This is a genomic window from Paenibacillus sp. 2KB_20 (assembly GCF_052115765.1).
Lineage (GTDB): Bacteria > Bacillota > Bacilli > Paenibacillales > Paenibacillaceae > Paenibacillus_AQ.
In genome coordinates, this window is record NZ_JBFRHH010000001.1 from 347,243 (window position 1) to 363,949 (window position 16,707).

At 49.0% G+C, this 16,707-nt stretch carries 12 protein-coding genes and 1 other annotated feature; of the genes, 3 read left to right on the top strand and 9 right to left on the bottom strand.

The window, feature by feature from the left end:
- Nucleotides 1-19 precede the first annotated feature (19 nt).
- The 7 genes from AB4124_RS01650 to AB4124_RS01680 all read right to left on the bottom strand — a co-directional run bounded on the left by AB4124_RS01650 (nucleotide 20) and on the right by AB4124_RS01680 (nucleotide 10,311).
- A complete protein-coding gene (locus AB4124_RS01650) occupies nucleotides 20-1,591 on the bottom strand; it encodes an extracellular solute-binding protein (RefSeq protein WP_441970778.1) in 1,572 nt (523 codons plus the stop codon).
- A gap of 307 nt (nucleotides 1,592-1,898) precedes the next feature.
- A complete protein-coding gene (locus tag AB4124_RS01655) occupies nucleotides 1,899-2,798 on the bottom strand; it encodes an NAD-dependent epimerase/dehydratase family protein (RefSeq protein WP_430105848.1) in 900 nt (299 codons plus the stop codon).
- A gap of 104 nt (nucleotides 2,799-2,902) precedes the next feature.
- Nucleotides 2,903-3,775 carry a LysR family transcriptional regulator gene (locus tag AB4124_RS01660; protein WP_076324181.1) on the bottom strand — a complete coding sequence of 291 codons (873 nt, stop codon included), beginning with the start codon at nucleotides 3,773-3,775 and terminating at the stop codon, nucleotides 2,903-2,905.
- Nucleotides 3,776-3,963: 188 nt separating this feature from the next.
- Entirely contained in the window at nucleotides 3,964-5,127 is a 1,164-nt protein-coding gene (locus tag AB4124_RS01665) for an MFS transporter (RefSeq protein WP_430105851.1), read from the bottom strand.
- A gap of 502 nt (nucleotides 5,128-5,629) precedes the next feature.
- Complete coding sequence (locus tag AB4124_RS01670; RefSeq protein ID WP_441970780.1) at nucleotides 5,630-7,192, bottom strand: 2-isopropylmalate synthase; 1,563 nt, start codon at nucleotides 7,190-7,192, stop codon at nucleotides 5,630-5,632.
- Nucleotides 7,193-7,294: 102 nt separating this feature from the next.
- Nucleotides 7,295-7,525, bottom strand: a binding site (T-box leader).
- 81 nt (nucleotides 7,526-7,606) lie between these two features.
- Complete coding sequence (locus AB4124_RS01675) at nucleotides 7,607-8,677, bottom strand: bifunctional 3-deoxy-7-phosphoheptulonate synthase/chorismate mutase (RefSeq protein ID WP_441970782.1); 1,071 nt, start codon at nucleotides 8,675-8,677, stop codon at nucleotides 7,607-7,609.
- 425 nt (nucleotides 8,678-9,102) lie between these two features.
- A complete protein-coding gene (locus tag AB4124_RS01680; protein WP_441970784.1) occupies nucleotides 9,103-10,311 on the bottom strand; it encodes a DUF418 domain-containing protein in 1,209 nt (402 codons plus the stop codon).
- 349 nt (nucleotides 10,312-10,660) lie between these two features.
- Here AB4124_RS01680 and AB4124_RS01685 point away from each other — a divergent pair, with 349 nt between their 5' ends.
- Both AB4124_RS01685 and AB4124_RS01690 read left to right on the top strand, forming a co-directional pair.
- The gene (locus AB4124_RS01685; protein WP_441970786.1) at nucleotides 10,661-11,350 is read left to right on the top strand and encodes a response regulator transcription factor; all 690 of its coding nucleotides are present in this window, start codon (nucleotides 10,661-10,663) and stop codon (nucleotides 11,348-11,350) included.
- Nucleotides 11,347-12,804 carry an ATP-binding protein gene (locus AB4124_RS01690; protein ID WP_441970788.1) on the top strand — a complete coding sequence of 486 codons (1,458 nt, stop codon included), beginning with the start codon at nucleotides 11,347-11,349 and terminating at the stop codon, nucleotides 12,802-12,804. Before AB4124_RS01685 ends, AB4124_RS01690 begins: the two co-directional genes overlap by 4 nt.
- Nucleotides 12,805-12,866: 62 nt before the next feature.
- Here the strand turns inward: AB4124_RS01690 and AB4124_RS01695 are convergent, their stop codons facing one another.
- Nucleotides 12,867-13,823 (bottom strand): 3'-5' exoribonuclease YhaM family protein, encoded by a 957-nt coding sequence (locus AB4124_RS01695; protein ID WP_441970790.1) that lies wholly within the window; start codon nucleotides 13,821-13,823, stop codon nucleotides 12,867-12,869.
- A 226-nt stretch (nucleotides 13,824-14,049) separates the two neighbouring features.
- On the bottom strand, nucleotides 14,050-14,970 hold the full coding sequence (locus AB4124_RS01700; protein WP_076324187.1) for an aldo/keto reductase: 921 nt from the start codon (nucleotides 14,968-14,970) through the stop codon (nucleotides 14,050-14,052).
- 214 nt (nucleotides 14,971-15,184) lie between these two features.
- Here AB4124_RS01700 and mgtE point away from each other — a divergent pair, with 214 nt between their 5' ends.
- Nucleotides 15,185-16,540: a magnesium transporter gene (gene mgtE, locus AB4124_RS01705; protein WP_076324188.1), complete on the top strand. Its 1,356-nt coding sequence runs from the start codon at nucleotides 15,185-15,187 to the stop codon at nucleotides 16,538-16,540.
- The last annotated feature ends 167 nt before the right edge of the window (nucleotides 16,541-16,707 follow it).

Below are 16,707 nucleotides of genomic sequence, written 5' to 3' on the forward strand. Positions count from 1 at the left end.
CCTTCTCTTCATGAATCGGTTATTTCCGGTTTTCCGAGATGACAACGCCCTTCCCTTCGTTGTAGCGGTCTGTGGCTTCCTTAATAATCTCAAGGCCACCCTTCTTCTTATATTCCTCAATCACTTTCGGCCAATCCGAGATCGGCTCTCTGCCATAAATCATCTTGATCATATGATCGAGAACCAGCTTCGGCCCCACGTCATCGCCTTGCGGTGCGGTATCCGGATATTTGGAATACGCGTCCAATGCCGGGGAGAAGCGGATCGACCCCAGCCCTTCCTTGAAGACCACCGTATCCATGAACTTGATCATGTCCTGCCCGTCCTCGGTCAACTCTTCCTTTGCCTTGTTGTACACCATATCGTGGACGAACCAGAACATGCTGCGGAAACCGTCTTCATCCATGGCTTCAGGCGTGGATGGAGGCGTGAACTTGATTGCGCCGTTCTCCCGGGTGTAAGTTTCACCTTCAATCCCGAACGAGAAATATGTCTCCGCCTCCGGCGTCAGCATCCAGTCAAAAAACTTGATAATGCCGATGGCCTTCTCCTCTGAGACCTTGCTATTAATATAATAAGACGTATTAATGCTTGAATACAGAAGATGGCCTCCGGTGTTCTCCGGACCGCGCGGCGATGCAATGATATCAACCTTGGCGTCTGGTACGGCATTTTTCAGCTTGCCGCGGAAGCCTGCCAAAAGCTGGGCGTTGGCGGACCACATGCCGGATTTACCGCTCTCAATGTTTTTGCCATAGTCACTGGAGGTCAGGGTCGCAAAATCTTTGGGAATCAGACCTTCATCGTACATGGTCTTATAGGTCTCCAGTGCTTTCGTCATATTTTCCACGTCAAAGAACTTGGGAACAACCTCCCCGTTCTGCAGTTCGTACTGGGATGGCAGCACATCGAACGCCCCCAGAATCGTGTCGGCATATTTAAAGTTCTCCCGCATTTGATACGGGAACTCAACGCCTTCCTTCTTCATCTCACGCATTACGTCCAAAAATTCATCCACCGTTTTTGGTGCCGGGAGCCCTGTCTTTTCCAGCAGATCGGTCCGGATATACAGCCCTCTCCGGGACGGGTTGGACAGCCATGCCGGTATTCCATAAATTTTGCCGTCATAGCTTGTCTCCTGCCAGGCTTCCTTCGGCACACTCTTCATCAAATTCGGAGCATGCTCCTTCAGCAAGTCGTCAAGCGGCATAAATACGCCTGCTTCTACGGAACCGGACATCCCCTTGCTTGTAGCCCCTCCCACGTTCTGAACGACATCAGGAATATCATTAGAGGCAAACATTAAAGTCATTTTGCTATCGAAGTCCTTCAGTGGAAGCATCGTCAGTTCAATATCCGTATTGGTCAGCTTCTCAAGCTCCTTCACCCATCTCTCTTCATTTACATCCTTCGAACGCTCGACATGTTTGTTTCCGCTGGTTGCCATAGACATCGTGAAGGACAGCTTGCCATCAGCCGCACCGCCCGAAGAACCGGGGGTTCCGCCATCCGCTTCCTTGGCACCATTACAGCCGACCGCCGTTAAGGTGATTAGCGCGCTCATCAAAACCAAACTCCATTTTCTTCTCATTCATATCGCTTCCTTCCATATTTCTTACAAATTTTTTACCTTTGCACTTCTGATAACTACTCGAATTTCGAGCTGCTCATCTCCTTGTGAACCGGATATCCCTTTCCCCCTTGGCGTATCACCTCAAAACATAAAGCGCTTTCATAATAACATCCAACTCCCGAATATTAACATGTACTTTCTTCTGATCGCATGTGTTTTCCTATGCTAGTGGCGTAAGCAGACCGGGATGCCGATAACCGTTTCATGGAAACACCTCGTCAAACGCACAAAAAAACGGCATTTCTGCCGTTTTGATTTGCAAAGCTTATTTTACATGATCACGAATCCAGTTCAGCAGCGGTTCTTCCGCAGGCTGCCAGCCGAGTAAATTCCGGGCATGAACGGCACGCACGCGGCTGTTCGAGGCAATCGCGAACCTCGCCCAGTCTCCAAGCTCAGCCATCGCATCCTCAGCCGGCCAAGACATCGTTTTTCCGCCGAAACCAAGAGCCTTGCTGACGGATCTTGCGATATCCCCATAGGATTCCTCGCCATTCTCCGCAAAAAAATAGGAAGCGGACGGCGCTTTCGTAAGAGCCAGCAGGTACAGCCGTGCCAAATCCTTGATATGGACGTTGGACCAACGGTTGACCCCTCTGCCCACATGAATGCCGGCTGCCATTTCACGCGACTTCCGAATAATCTGCGGCAATTGATCGCTCTCTGTAGGCAAACCAAGCGCGTCCCCATATATCATGGAAGGCACGATCACGACGCTTCGGACCCCGTCGTCGATTCCGGCTCTACGCACACGGTTATTGATCGCCACGCGTTCTTCCCGGATATCCATCGGCGTGAATGGCGTCTCTTCATCGTAAATCCGTTCACTGACGGAATCTCCCCTGGCGTCATCGCCGACGACACTGGAGCCCGACGTATGCAGGAATGGTTTTCCGCTGCCGCGTAAAGCTTCAATGAATGTTTCCACCGCCAGACGATGATCCGAGTCCGCCGTGTGAATAACCGCATCGCTCATTTGCGCGTATTGGGTTAGCGTCTCCGTATCCTCCAATGTCCCGAGTACGGGCGTTATGCCCAGCTCCTGAAGAGCATCTATTTTATCTCGATTGCGTACCAAGCCGTACACCGTATGACCTGCATCAAGCAGAACTTTCGCAACGGAGCCTCCTATATAACCGGTAGCACCTGTAACAAAGACTTTCATGTTGTGAACTCCTCCTGTTTTCAGACTTTAGGTTGCCCTCTCATTCTAACGGCAGCCCTATCTATAAAACAAATCATGAAATTATCGCGTATTTATAAATATTATTATATATAATCCCGAATTGTGGAGATGACTTCTTGAATTTGAGGCAGATGCTTATGTTTGGCTTGATAAGCAAAAAACAACTCATTGGTCACTTTGCATTCTTCGCATATGACTTTCGATTTACCCTTGTCTGCCGAATCGCCTAACAGATAGGTCGCCACAACGCTTAACCCCATACTTTGCTCAACCGCCCTCAAAATCATATGTAAATTCGGAATGATATGCTTCGGTCTAATTAATGGCCTCTTCTTAAAGTGCTCTCGCCAAATCCTTCGTATGATGGGCAATTCCAAGCCATAGCTGATCCAGCTCTGGGAGGATAGCCACCGCTCCTTCTGCTGAACCCCCGTAAATACAGGTACGTCGTAATCCCCGGGAGCAACGATAACAAATTCTTCTTCCATAAACTTCACATACTCGATTCCCGGTGTTTGATACTTCTTGGACGTAATGACAATATCGAGCTTATCTTCTTTTAATAGCTCCAGCAGCTCATCCGCGGTCCCAAAATGGGAGAGCGTACATGTGCTGAACGTTTCAAGCTGGGGCAGGATTTTCTCACTAAAAAATTCATGCGCCGCTCCGATCTTAATGACCGTAAGCGAGGGAAGCGAAGCCGATTTAAATTGCATCGTCGTTTCTTCAAGTGACTCGATCAGAGGAGCCAATTGCGAGTACAGCTCCTTGCCTCGTTCGGTTGGCACCATTTTTCGGGTCGTGCGAATAAACAGCGCTTCTCCCACCTCGGCTTCCAAGGCAGCGAGATGCTGACTCATCGCCGGCTGGGTCATGATCCGGGTCTTCGCCGCTTCGGAAACGGAATTATGCTTATAAATCGTGCAAAAGCTTCTGTACCACTCAAAATCGACCATCAATGAAGCACCTCCTGTCAAATATCAATCGAAAGGTCCCCTGTTGTTCTTACATTTCAATTTCTTAATACTAACATTCATTCCCTGATGCTGAGATCTTATTTCCTAATGTACTATAAAAGAGATGATGCTTAAATGTTTAGCAAAAAAAGAACCGACTCCTCCAGAATACGAGTCGGTTCTTTCGTTCAGGAAGATTTGGCAATCGCCGTTTTTCTCTCCTTGCCTCTAATGCCAGGCAGCAAGGAAAGCAAGCCCACGACAGCCAAGAGCGCACCAACCCACAGAGGCGATGCCAAGCCAAAACCGGCATCTATGGTCATTCCACCCGTAGAGGAGCCGACAACAACCCCCAAGCTGATAACAGAACCATGAACCGTCGTTACAAGTGACCCCGTATCGGCGACCCTTATCACCCGAGTAGCCATCGCCGGGTTCATTGGCACACCCACCAGACCAACAAGCACAACAGCGATCATGGCAACGACCGGGCTGTGAACGAACAGTCCAAATACCATCAAGGCAGCGGCTAAGGTAATCAGCCCTATCGTGAGAATCGGCATCATATAATGATCCGCCAGCCTGCCGGTAACCACATTGCCAAACACCGTGGCCACGCCGTATACGCCCAGCAGGATTGGAACCGACGAAACACTGAATCCAGCAAGCTCGGTTAAGATTGGCGAGAAATAACTGAATGCGGCAAAGGTTGCGCCTATAATCAGCATGCTTGTAGCATAAGCAGCCCACAGCCGGCGATTCTTAAAGGCAGCCAGCTCTTGTTGGATGCCAGCCTTCTCTGTCTTCGGCAAGGATGGAATCGTAAACAGCCCTACCAGTCCTGAAACAAGCAGCAGGACAACCACGGCCCAGAAGCTGGCACGCCAGCCCAGCAGCTGCTCGATCCACATCGCCAGCGGAACTCCGATCGCGGTAGCAACCATCAATCCGCCGATAACGATAGAGCTTGCGCGTCCCCGCGACTCCGGATCAACAAGGCTGAAGGAGATAGCGAGCGATACACCGAACGCGGCAGCGGAGGAAAGCCCTGTAATGATCCGCGCCGCCATCATGACTTCGTAATTCGGGGCTATGGCGCCTAAAGTCTGTCCCATTAGGAAGATAACGGACACGGTCATGAAGGCTTGTTTGGGCCTCACTTTCAACAGCCCTATCGTCAGCAGCGGCCCTCCTACGATCATCCCGACTGCATATGCGGTAATGAGATACCCGATGGCGGCAATCGAAACGTTGAATTCCGATGCAAGCGAAGGCATAATGCCAGCCACCATAAATTCGGAGGTGGTCATTGAGAAGATCATTAGGCCTAATACATAAATGGAAAAAGGCAATGGGAACAGCTCCTATCATAATTATTCAATAGTTTTGTAACTTTCGGTACAAAAATAAGCGCAATAAGTCCAACCACACTTTAAACCACACTTTAAACCACACTATAGCTGGATTACACTTTCACATAAAACCAACTTCTTTACTACTCAGTACAAAAATATTCAAAAAACATGCCTCTCTAAATTACTACATTTCGTAACGTACCATTTTCGTCGTTGCAACAACATGCCCTCCATACGCTTGCGCATGGTGTTGGCTGCTCCTTTCCTAAGGGTTCCAGCTCATTATATATATTTTGTAACGGTCGGTCAATAAATGTTGTTCATTCCACAGAATTGTCCTTTACGACAGCCAAAATACCCCACTTCTACATGAGAGATAGGGTGGGGTATTTAGCTCCGCAACAGCTTTACGTTGCCTTAATGACTTGCTCATTAGTGAACGTACCGAGCTTCCTTAGCTTATCAAATCAACCATCAACGATCCCAATGACGGCATTCATTATAATTCTCTCGCCGGCTCTTGCACCTGCGTATCGTGGCTGGTATCAAGCAATACCGCATTAATTCCGTTAAGAAAAGCCAACGCGCTTGCCTTAATAATATCCGTATCCATTGCGCGCCCGGAATAGATTTTGCCCTGATATTCGATTCGAATGTTTACCCGGCCGATGGCTTCTTTTCCTCTAGACAGACTGTTGATTTTGTAATCCTTTAACTGTACGTCCAAACCGACCAACGCTTTCATGGCGCTGTACAGCGCATCAATCGGGCCATCCCCCACCATGCTGTCCCTGAACGTCTCGCTGCCTTTTCTCAGCTTCACGGTTGCCGTCGGATACAGATCATTGGTCACGACCTGGAACGAATCCAGCTCATACAGATGACTGCTGACTTCTTCATGGGTACGATGCTGGGTCACCAGATAAAAAACGTCATGATCATATACTTCCTTCTTAGCATCGGCAAGCTGCAGGAATTTCTCAAACAGCGCTTCAAAATCTTCGCCTTCGCCTGTCTCGAAACCAAGCTTCTCCACCGCATTCTTGAACGCATGTCTTCCGGATCGCGCTGTCAGGATCAGCTCCATGCTGTCAGCGCCAACTTCCTCCGGCGACATAATTTCGTAAACCTTTTTATCCTTAAGCAATCCATCCTGATGGATGCCGGAAGAGTGCGCGAAGGCATTCTCACCCGTAATCGCCTTATTCACCTGCACATCCAGGCCCGTCAAATGCGTCAGCAGCCTGGAGGTTCTAATCAGCTCCTTGAGCCGGATATTGGTGGAGGCCTTAAAATGATTCTCCCGGACTTTGAGTCCCATGACCACTTCTTCAAGCGACGTATTGCCTGCGCGCTCCCCTAAACCATTGATCGTGCATTCCACTTTCTGCGCACCGTTCCGCACGGCACTGAGCGTATTTGCCGTAGCAAGCCCGAGATCGTTATGGCAGTGAACGCTGAGGATAACCTGATCGTTCAGATTCTTCAGGCGCTCGTTGATTTTGCGGATCAATTCGCCGAATTCGTCCGGAACGGCATAACCGACCGTATCCGGAACGTTAATCATCGTGGCACCGGCCTTTACCACGGCCTCGATCGTTGTCCACAGATATTCGAAGTCGGACCTGGATGCGTCCTCGGTCGAATACTGGACATGAGGCAGCAGCGTTTTGGCGTACTTCACCGCATCAACACCCATCTGGAGCACCGCATCCTTGGAGCGGTTGAATTTCTTCTCCACATGAATATTCGAGGTGCCGAGCACGATATGAATCAGCGGATTTTGCGCGAGCTTAATGCTTTCATATACGGCGTCGATATCGCCCTTCACCGCACGTGCAAGTGCGGTAATGGAGACGCTATCGCCTACGGTTCGGGCGATTTCCTGAACCGCTTGGAAATCCCCTGCCGAAGACGCGGGAAAACCCGCCTCGATAATATCGACATTCAGCCGCTTTAGCTGCTGTGCAAACTCGATCTTTTGCTGTACGTTCAGTTTGGCGCCCGGAACCTGTTCTCCGTCGCGCAAGGTTGTGTCCAATACGATAATGTTGCGTTCCATTTGATATTCCTCCTCGATAATCGATCGTTCATTTTCGTTCATTTATATCAAGCGGGGTTGGTTAAACCCGGAATTTAACCAACAAAAAACCCCGCCTCTACGTATAGAGGCGGGGTTGAACCCGCGGTACCACTCTAATTCATTTTTATGCAAAATGATCTTCTTCGATGGCCATCACCATCTATCCCTATAACGGTGGAACTCCGGCTAACCCTACATGATCAGGCAGCTGTTCATAGACGAGTTCAAAGGGAACGACATTACCGTTTCACACCTGCCAACGGCTCTCTGAAAAGTCATTACGCTTTTACTATTTCTAATCAAAACATTTCGATATGAATTTTGATAACTATCTTAAGGAAAGAGAAGCGTTTTGTCAACCCTTTATCTTCCAAAAGTAAAAGAACGCATGGGTTACAGCAATCCGGACTTCTTCACATTCGCCAGGAAATCATGGAATTCCGGAATATTCAGCTGCTGCGCTGCATCGGACAACGCCGTAGCCGGATCGGGATGAACTTCAACCATCACACCGTCTGCCCCTGCAGCGAGAGCCGCTCTGGCACAAGGGGCCAGGATGTCCTTACGGCCTGTGGAATGGGTCACGTCCACCAGTACTGGAAGATGTGTTTCTTGTTTCAGAATCGGTACCGCCGAGATGTCCAAGGTGTTTCTCGTCGCCTTCTCATACGTCCGTATGCCGCGTTCAATCAGCATCACCTGCGTATTGCCGCGGGATACAATGTATTCCGCAGCGTGCACGAACTCATCGATCGTAGCCGCGAGACCGCGTTTCAACAGCACCGGCGTCTGAACATCCCCTGCTGCTTTTAACAGCTCAAAGTTCTGCATGTTCCGCGCACCGATCTGAATGACGTCAATGTATTCGCACGCAAGCTCGATATGCGCAGGATCCACGATTTCGCTGATCGTCTTCAGTCCGAACTCGGACGCCACTTCCTTCAGAATTTTCAGGCCTTCAATACCCAAGCCCTGAAAATCGTAAGGCGATGTTCTTGGTTTGAACGCACCGCCGCGCATAACAGTCATGCCCGCTTCCTTAAGGGCAGCCGCAACCTGGCGTACTTGCTCATAACTCTCAACCGAGCATGGTCCTGCGATCATTACCGGCGTGCCGCCACCAATGATGGTGCTGCCCAGTTGAATCAGTGTATCCTCTTGCTTCTTCTTCCGGCTCACCAGCAAATGCTTCTTGTGATCGACTTGCTGCAGCTTCAAGGATGCCTGGAAAATCTGTTTAAATAAATGACGCACCGTTTCATTATCGAAAGGACCTTGGTTATGCTCCACCAGAGTATCCAACATTTTTTTCTCACGTACCGGGTCAAAGTCAGGAACTCCCTGCTTTTGCTTCTCCTGACCGATCTCCTGGGCGATCCGTGCCCGTTCCGACAACAGCTCCAGCAGCTGAAGATTAACGGCATCGAGCTCCAATCTTAATTGTTCCAAACGTCCTTGACTCATACGAAATCTCTCCCTCACCTATTTTTCTAGTTTATAAAAACAAAAAGACCCCCCGCCCGGAAAGGGACGAGGAGTCGTGGTACCACCCTTATTAGATATGCCGAAAAAAGCAAACACATCTCACTTGAACCTCTTAACGCAGGGGTTACGGGTAAACCTACCATCCGCACAGAACATGCAGATTATCAGCATACCAGCTCCGGAATGAACTTCAGCGGAGAACCTTCGCCCGGGCGCTCTCAGTCGGTGGCAGCCCTTTCCTGTCAGGAACGTTCTTTCGCTTACTCTTTCCATCATCGCTTGTTTTAACATATCGTGTTCGTTAATTAAGAAGCATTGTAATACACCCCGGATTGAAATTGCAAGAGTTTTATTTAAAGCTTGGGTGCTTTGATGCATTGAAGTTTATATAAGCGGGCTTCATGTCAGAGACGAACATTCACCTTCTGCCCCTGTTTTACCGGATTTCCCCAATACGTAAACAGGCGCCAGATGTATTCGAACGGTCCTATCGGGAGCCGCTTCAACCAGACTCTGCTGAAGATCGCTTGCAGAGCAAAAATGACGACAACCATCACCATCTGCCAGATCGGTTCGATCGTTCCGTACCACCCCAATCCATAGCTGTAAAAGATCAATCCGCACAGGATCGATTGGAGCAAATAGTTGGTGAAGGCCATTTTTCCGGGATAAGAAAATAAATTCAGCACTTTCTGACACGATGTATTCTGGTATAAAAGTGCAAACGCGCCGATATAGCCCAGGGTCAAGAGTGGTGCACCAACGAATAAGGCTACCGCCTCGCCCCAGGATGGAAGTCCATTCGCTAGCGACATCATGAGTTGAAGGACAAGACCCAAACTTCCGCCAATGACGACCAATTTGATGATCCCCTTCCGGTTCTTCTGGACCTCATGCAAAATACGGCGCTTGCAGAAGTAGGCACCCATCAGGAACATTCCTAATACTTGTGGGTAGAAGACCACCATATTCAAAATGGAGCCGATGTAATCATTCAGCCGCTGAGCGATGATCTGAGTCATCGTCCCTTCTCCGTATATGGCTGTATCCCGCTCTTGGAAATAGATCCCCATCTGATGTGCATCCGCCTGGCTCAACGGCTCAAAAACCTGTCCGGCCGAAGAGCTCAGCAGACTTGCTCCCGTCAGCAGGACGGGAACGAGCAGCAGCAGGGACAGTGACCAGATCAGCAGCGTTCTCGGCTTGCAGCGCTGAAACAGCATCAGCAGAAAACCCATAAGTGCATAGTGGGTCAGAATGTCTCCGTACCAAATCAGGATGCCATGGATCAGACCGATCAGAAGCAAAGCCGTCAACCTGCGAGTATAGATGCGGTTAAAGCTTCGGCCTTTGGCCTGACTGCTCTCCTGTAACAACACCATGCCAAAACCAAACAGGAAAGAGAAAATCAAAATAAATTTGCCGTCAATAACAATTCCGCGCAGCAGCATCAGGACCTCATTGTACCAGCCTGACCATAATTCGACCCCGAAGGAAATGGTTTGTAGCGATGTTGTAAAAAACGTAATGTTCACTAAAAAGATGCCTAATAGTGCAAATCCTCTCAAGCTATCGATGAGCTGTATTCTTGGCTGTGGATTCGTTGCCATCATCGTACCTCCTTATCATTGTGCCTTCAGGTTAAGGTACAATCATAAAGAAAGGATAAAGAAGCTCAAATTGACCTGTAAGTATACAGCAGCTTAAGCATCACTGCGCATGCGGATCATTCTTCCGATCGCTGTTGCCCCCAGATTTCTATCTATCCATTTAAGAATGGTTGAAATCCGGGGGCAAAGGCGACCGCTTCCGCTTCTCCAGATCGATTCCGCCTGCTCCGTTGAAGTAGGGGCATGTATAAACTTCAAGTAACAGGACTTTCTTTATCCATTCTTTAGAAATGACGTGTACACTAACCAAATAGACCTTTTTAATAGCTATTTTTCGGAGGATGTAATAAATATGGCAAACGAAACGATCCTATTGGTGGATGATGAAGAAGAAATCATCTCTTTTATACAAGACGCTCTGGAGATTGAAGGCTATCACGTACTGACTGCCGGAAGTGGACGGGAGGCGCTAATCCAGAGCGAGCAGCAGCCGTCCCTGATCATCCTCGATGTGATGATGCCCGAGATGAACGGCATTGAGGTCTGCGAGCAGCTTAGGGAAAGGACGCAGTGTCCCATTGTGTTCTTGAGTGCTTGCCAAAGTGAAATGGACCGGATTCGAGGGCTCGCTGCTGGCGGGGACGATTATCTGCTCAAGCCCTTTAGCCTCGCGGAATTGAAAGCCAGAATCCATGCCCATCTGCGGCGAGAACAGAGAATTCACGCGCAAAAAGAACAAGGCGTCCTGCGATTCCAATCCCTGATGATTGATTGCAAGGGACAAGCCGTTACCTGCAGCGGGCACAACATCGCTCTTACGAATAAGGAGTATCAGATCGTAGAACTGCTGGCGATGCATCAGGGGCAGGTCTTTTCCAGAGAACAGATTTACGAGAAGTTATGGGGGTTTGACGCTGAGGGGGACGACGCTACCATTACCGAGCATATCAAGAAAATCCGGGCCAAGCTGGCCGCCCACGCCAAGGACCGCAGCTATATTCAAACCGTATGGGGCATCGGCTACAAGTGGGATCCCAAATGATGAAACAGCGTTCCATCAAAAACACGTTCGCCCGCCATTTCGTCTCCATTCTGGCCTGCAGCTTGCTGGCTACGCTTGTAACCTGGGGACTGCTCGTCATGCTTCTTGGGTACTTGTTCAACCATGACATCGTGCTCCCGGCAAATCATTACGAAGCTCAGATCCCTGTTATTTCGGAGTACGCGGTAGACCGGGGCGATTCTGTCATGAGCACGCAAGGACAAGCCGAACTTGAAAAGGTGATCCCCTCGCAGGGCATGTCCTACCTGGTTGTATCCCTTACCGGCGAACCCTTATATGGTGATCTTACTCTAAAAGAATCGCTTAGCCGGCAAAAGATACTGGCACGCTTGAACCAGACGCGCAGCAGCATGAATCAAGTCGTTAAATACATTCCGGTTGTCTCCAGTGACGGAGATCTTGCAGGAGCTCTTCTGCTTGGATATAACCTGAAGGTGACGGCAGCCAATCCGGCGCTGAATCCCGTGATAACCTTTGGCTCCCTGGCCTTTATTCTGACGCCTTTTCTGTATATCATCTTGTTCACTCTGATATTCGGAAGACGATTCAGCCGCAAAATCAGCACTCCGCTGCAGCAGCTTCTCCAAGGAGCCGAACAGATTAAGGAGCGAAATTTACACTTTTCCATGACGGGGACATCATCCATAACGGAAGTTAATCAGCTTACGAATGCTTTTGAGGACATGCGTCAGGAGCTGGAGCAATCCACCCGGCGGGAATGGAGATTGGAGCAGGATAGAAGCACCATGTTTGCGGCTCTCGCTCACGACCTTCGGACACCGCTTACGATTATTCAAGGACATGTTGAGGGCTTGGAGCAGATGAATGGGAAGTCTTATGGAGCTAAACAATCGCAATATCTGCAAGTCATCAAACGCAACACCACACGTGCTTCGAAACTCCTTCAGGATATGAACACCATCGCAGAAATTGAAAAGGTATCTTTTCGGCTTCAACCGCTTCCCGTGGATATTGAAGAATTAGCGGATGATAAAACCATGGAATATACCGCTTTATGCAGCAATAAGGACATAACATTCCATACGGAGATCAACGATAATCGAATGAACAAGAAGCCCGTCATCCTGGATCCCTATCGCATCATGCAGGTTCTGGATAATCTCGTTTCGAACAGCATTCGATATACCCCAGAAGCCGGACAGATTCTATGGCGGATCGAAATCACCGAGCAGGAGGTGATGATGGCTGTGACGGATAATGGAGCAGGCTTTGGGCAGCAGCAAGATCTGCAGCAGGTATTTAAGCAGTTTTATCAAGGGAATCATCCTTCCTCCAGACAAAAAGGGCATTCCGGTCTGGGGCTGTATATCGCCAAACTTCTCATTCAGCATCATGGAGGGCATATTTCTGCCGAGAACACCCCGCCTCACGGGGCAACGGTGCGCTTTACCATACCGACCCAAACATCATAACTTCTCCAAGCATCATAAAGAGGCATCCTACACGATCCTATGGATCGGGGATGCCTCAATTGTTATACCTTTAACCGATAAATCGCCTTATTATCGAGTCCGCGGATCATCGGTGTCCACGGCTCCGTTTCAAGCGTCGTATCCAGGGCATCCTCTACCATCTGCAGCTTGGCGTCCAGCAGGTCGATATGGTGCAGCGCAACGGCTTCAGCCGTTTGCGGCTGAACCGGGCTCCCCCACTCTCCCAGGTTATGGTGGGAAAGTACGAGATGCTGCAATCCGAGTACCACTTCGGATTCTAGCGCGATGTCGTTCTGAATGGCCGCTTCCACGATCCAGTTGGATGCCAGGGCGATATGCCCAATCAGTTTACCCTGGTTGCTGTAGTCCGTAACGATGCCCATCTTGGCGATCATCTCTTCCGGCTTTGCGATATCATGAAGGATAATGCCGGCCTTGATCAAGTCCGGATTCAGAAACGGCCGCTGCTTGCAGATGAAATCGCCAATCTCCAGCATGCGGACAATATGATAGGCAAGTCCGGCAAAGTAAGCATGATGATAGGTTTTGGCAGCCGGATAGTGCATCAGCTTCTCTTCCACCTTCGACACACAATACTGCACGATGCTTCGTACCTGCGGCTCCGTAATCTCATTCATCGTAAGTTTGATCGTATGTAACAGATCCACGGGACGGATTGGCGCAGCCCTTACAAAATCGGTCAAGGAAACGCCATCCTCATCTGTTGCCTTACGGATTCGGCTGATTTTGACTTGAAGCTGATCCCTGTAGCTCAGCACGGTTCCCTGGATTTTGACTAATTGCATCGGCAGGAACGTTTCTTTATCCTGAATGGTCACATCCCAGTACTTGGCCGAAATCTGACCGCTCGCATCCGAGAGAATAATGTCAAAATAATCTTTTGGCGGCGTGCCGTTGGTCTGTCTCATATTTAACTCTTTCAGCAAGTAAAATCCAACAAAATCATCTTGAACGCTAAGTTTATTAATCGGTTTCATATGGTTCCTCCCACGATCTTCATTCCATAAAACTACTCTATCATATTTATAACCTATTACTAAATACGATTCCCAATTCGTTCATAATTCTTGATCTGAAAGATTACAATCTAACGAAAAAAACCACTTAGCAAAGTGGCTTTTTACGATTTTCATATTATTTATGTCTAGATTCAAAGCCGCAGCTCATAAGATCAGCTAAAATAATAAATGAAATCCAAGCGTTTTATTCCCTCCACGCACCTGGATGGTCGTCCTGGACCAAATCCAGCTCCACGGCTCTTGCGTTCATCTGCACCTGCTCGACGCTCTTGCAGCCTGGAATAACACAGCTGACAGCAGGATGCTTCAAGCACCAGGCCAACGCCCACTCGGCCATATTCACGCCCTCCGGCACTTCGTTCTGCTTAATCTCTTCCACAAGCTTCAGCTTGGCATTAATCTCGTCCTGGTCACGGTTCTTGCGCACATTATCGCTGAAGACCGTCCCCGGCTTATACTTTCCGCTTAAGTACCCGCTCGCTAGCGGAACTCGCGCCAATACGCCAAGATCCTGCTTCATGCATGAAGGAAGAACCTCTTCCTCCGGAGCTTGGTCCAGACGGTTATACACGACCTGAATGGCTTTGGCATTAACCTCCGCGGCCTTGTCGGTTTGATAGATATTTTTGTTGCTACCAATGGAAATGCCCAGATTACGGATGGTTCCCGCCTGAACCTGCTTGTCCAGCATCGTCCACATATCATCATTGTTGAACACTTCATCCGAGCCGGAATGGAATTGATACAGGTCGATGTAATCGGTACGAAGCGCTTTAAGTGATTCCTCCAGTTGAATTCGGATTTGCTTCGCATCCCAAGCGTGCTCCCATTGCTCATGCCATCGATGACCAAACTTCGAGGCAATGACCCAATCCTCGCGGCGGTCGCGCGACAAGAAATCGCCGATGAAATTCTCGGACATATGATGAGGCCCATAACATTCGGCTGTATCGAGCAGATTAATGCCAAGTTCCTTCGCATGCGTTAAGATGGCATCGACTTCCTTTTGATTGAAATCCTTCCCCCAATCACCGCCAAACTGCCAGGTTCCCACACCGACTACCGATACTTTCAGATCCGTTTTCCCGAGACGTCTGTACTTCATATACTCACCCCTACTCGTAGATTTGTGCGCCTATATCTTATTTGAAATTGCAACCGTTTGCAACTCTTGCTGCAGACTCTTTTTTTCGTCCATAAACCTTATTTTCATTCACTTGCCGCATCCTGACTGTTTAATAACAAGTCGTTATGGTGAACCCTATAATACGTAAACATTTTGCTATAATAGAACGGAATCAGAAAGGAGGATTGTCGACGTGAATACTCGGACACTGGAGCAATGGATACCGGATATTATCGAGAGTCTGAAAGCAAAAACACCAAATGACTTTCAGCGAATGATCGATGAATTTCTGCCTTATGACCTGGCCAGAATACATAGCCATCTCAGCGATACAGACCAAACCCGCTTTCTGCAATTTCTGAACGAGGAACAGCTGGCCGATATGATTCAGGAAATGGAGCACGACCAGCAAATCGAGGTTTTGGGCAAGCTGGGCAAAGAAAAAACAGCCATCATCCTGGACTTGATGGATAACGACGACCTCGCCATTCTGCTTGACGAGCTGTCACCCGAGCAGAAAGACGAATTCCTCAAGGGAATGCGGGACGAGGAATCCCAATTTGTCCAGAACCTGATGAAATACCCGCCGGAAACTGCGGGCCGAATCATGACGAACCGTTATGTGTGGATTCCCCAGCATTACACCGTATCGGAGGTAGTCCAGAAGCTGAAAACCTACGTCTCCATTTCGGAAACGATCAACTATCTGTACGTCATTGACCAAGACAAAAAACTGATGGGTGTAGTGTCCTACCGTGGACTCATTTTGGCCGAGCCGGATGAATATATGGTAGATATCATGCACAGCCGGGTTCTGTCCGTACCTGTGGATGCCGATCAGGAGGAAGTCGCCCAGATTATCCAAAAATACGATCTCGTCGCCATCCCCGTCGTTGAACAGGATAACAGGCTTGTAGGCATCATTACGGTTGACGATATTCTCGACGTCGTCATCAAGGAAGCCGACGAGGACATTCGGAAAATGAATGCCACTGGGGGTAAATCCATCGACTTCAACACCAAAGCAACCGTAGCCGCCTTTCGAAGATTGCCATGGCTAATCTTGCTCTTATTCATCGGTCTGATCTCCGGAACGATCATTTCCCGATTTGAAGAGACGCTGGCTCAGGTTGTGGCGCTAGCCTTCTTCATGCCCATGATTGCAGGAATGACCGGCAACACTGGCACGCAGTCCCTTGCTGTTATTGTGCGAGGCCTGACCACGAAAGAAATGACGAAATCGCTGGTGTACCGGCTATTAGCGAGAGAGCTGAAGGTCGGATTGATGATTGGGGTCACATGCGGCATTCTGATATCCTTGATCGCATATTTCTGGCAGGGCAATCTCTATCTGGGGTTTGTGGTCGGAAGCTCGTTGATTGCAACACTCATCGTGGGAACCATGGCAGGTACCATCATCCCCCTCATTCTGTTCAAATTCAAGATCGATCCTGCCGTAGCCTCGGGGCCGTTAATTACAACCATTAACGATATCCTATCGCTTGTCATCTACTTTGGCATCGCCACCCTGTTTCTTTCTTACATTTAGCTGGTATTTACGAATAAACAGCATCATTTAGGATAAAAAAGACTTCCGGCTCACGCTCACGAACCGGAAGTCTTTTTTTGGCTCTGCCAGAGAAAGGTTATACGCAGGCTCAAGCACCGGCTTCGCATAACCGGATGTGGCCGTATGGATTATGGCAATCCTTAGTT